General features: G+C 59.5%; 4 pseudogenes. 3 read left to right on the forward strand and 1 reads right to left on the reverse strand.

What is annotated here, in order from left to right:
- Nucleotides 1–110 (reverse strand): annotated as a pseudogene (locus FJ425_RS31390) (transposase domain-containing protein); the annotation flags it as partial.
- A 166-nt stretch (nucleotides 111–276) separates the two neighbouring features.
- On the opposite strand from FJ425_RS31390, the pseudogene FJ425_RS32270 reads away from it, so the two are divergent.
- From FJ425_RS32270 to FJ425_RS31405, 3 pseudogenes are all read left to right on the forward strand, one after another.
- A pseudogene (locus FJ425_RS32270) lies at nucleotides 277–426 on the forward strand (integrase); the annotation flags it as partial.
- Between the two features lie 53 nt (nucleotides 427–479).
- Nucleotides 480–1423: pseudogene (locus FJ425_RS31400) on the forward strand (tyrosine-type recombinase/integrase).
- Between the two features lie 112 nt (nucleotides 1424–1535).
- Nucleotides 1536–1645, forward strand: a pseudogene (locus FJ425_RS31405) (transposase domain-containing protein); the annotation flags it as partial.

Below are 1645 nucleotides of genomic sequence, written 5' to 3' on the forward strand. Positions count from 1 at the left end.
GTAGGCCCAAGGCAACAGATCATCGATCTGCTATTAGGGTGGCCGTTGACTACCCTGGTGAGGACATCGTCGAGATATCCCAGCGGCTCAACGCCGTTGAGCTTGCAGGTTTATGCCGATCGCCGAACTATGCCGAGTGAACAAGTTTTTACCAACACTTTCTCAACGCAAGTGACTATCTGCAACGCAGCACACTGTATCGGAAGCTGATCCACGGGCCATTTGGCGAGTTTGCACGCGTTTATGCGGGCAGATTGTCGGACGAAGGCTTCGGTCGGCGAAGATGTCGAGCGGGAACTGCCGGTCCTCTCGACCTTTCTCGGCCACACCAATGTTCGCGACACTTACTGGTATCTATCCGCCGCGCCGGAGTTAATGACCCATGCCGCGCGACTGCTGGATGAGCGGTGGGAGGTTCGCTCATGAGTGCCTCGAAAGATCTGGCCGTGCTGATCGAGCGGTGGTTCACCGATCGGCTCATGCGACATCGAGGCGTAAGCTCCAACACCATCGCCTCCTATCGCGGCACCTTCCGGCTCCTGTTTGCATTCGCGCAGACACGCCTTGGCAGGTCTCCGTCGCAGTTGACACTGCGGGATTTGGACGCGCCTTTCATCGGCGCATTCCTGGAGGACCTCGAGACACTGCGATCCGCCTCAGTGAGGACCCGGAATCTCCGTCTCACGGCCATTCGGTCTTTCTTCAGATATGCGTCGTTCGAGGAGCCGGCCCATAGCGCCCAGATTCAACGCGTGCTCGCGATCCCGAGCAAGCGATGCGACAAGCGACAGCTTCAGTTTCTCACTAGGCCCGAGATTGAAGCGATCCTGGCCTGTCCGGATCGCAGCACATGGCTGGGACGCCGTGATCACACTCTGCTGTTGCTGGCCGCGCAAACGGGGTTGCGGGTCTCGGAGATCATCGATCTCCACCAGGACTCGGTGATGCTGGGGCACGGTGCCCACGTGCGATGCGTTGGCAAGGGCCGCAAGGAGCGAAGTACGCCGCTCACCAAGGTTGCACAGCAAGCCCTTCGGGGCTGGCTCAACGAGCCCAGGAAGCGGGGTACAACGGCTCTCTTTCCGAACATGCACGGCGGCAGGCTGAGCGCCGAGGCGTGCAGGCGCTGCTGAACAAATATGTCGCCAAGGCTCGCGAACACTGCGTCCCCCTCCGCTCGAAGCGGGTGTCGCCCCATGTTTTGAGGCACAGCGCTGCCATGGAGCTGCTGCAGGCGGGCGTCGATTGTTCGGTCATCGCCCTATGGCTGGGCCATGAGGCGATGGAAACAACGCTGACCTATCTTCACGCACATCTTGAGCTGAAGGAATCCGCACTTGCCAAGCTGAAGCCATACGAACGCGCAAAGGCCGAACGATTTCGACCAAACGACCGGCTTCTCGCGTTCCTGAACGCCCTTTGAGCATGAGACCTATGCCGAGTGTGAACGACCGGTTCTTGGTCGAAATGGCAGGCAAAGCGCGTCATACCGCCATGATCGGAAGAGGCTCGGCATAGTTCGGCGGTCGGCATAAACCTGCAAACTCAACGGCGTCGAGCCGCTGGGCTATCTCGACGATGTCCTCACCAGGGTAGTCAACGGCCACCCTAATAGCAGATCGATGATCTGTTGCCTTGGGCCTAC

This window comes from Mesorhizobium sp. B2-7-2, from assembly GCF_006440775.1.
Taxonomy (GTDB): domain Bacteria; phylum Pseudomonadota; class Alphaproteobacteria; order Rhizobiales; family Rhizobiaceae; genus Mesorhizobium.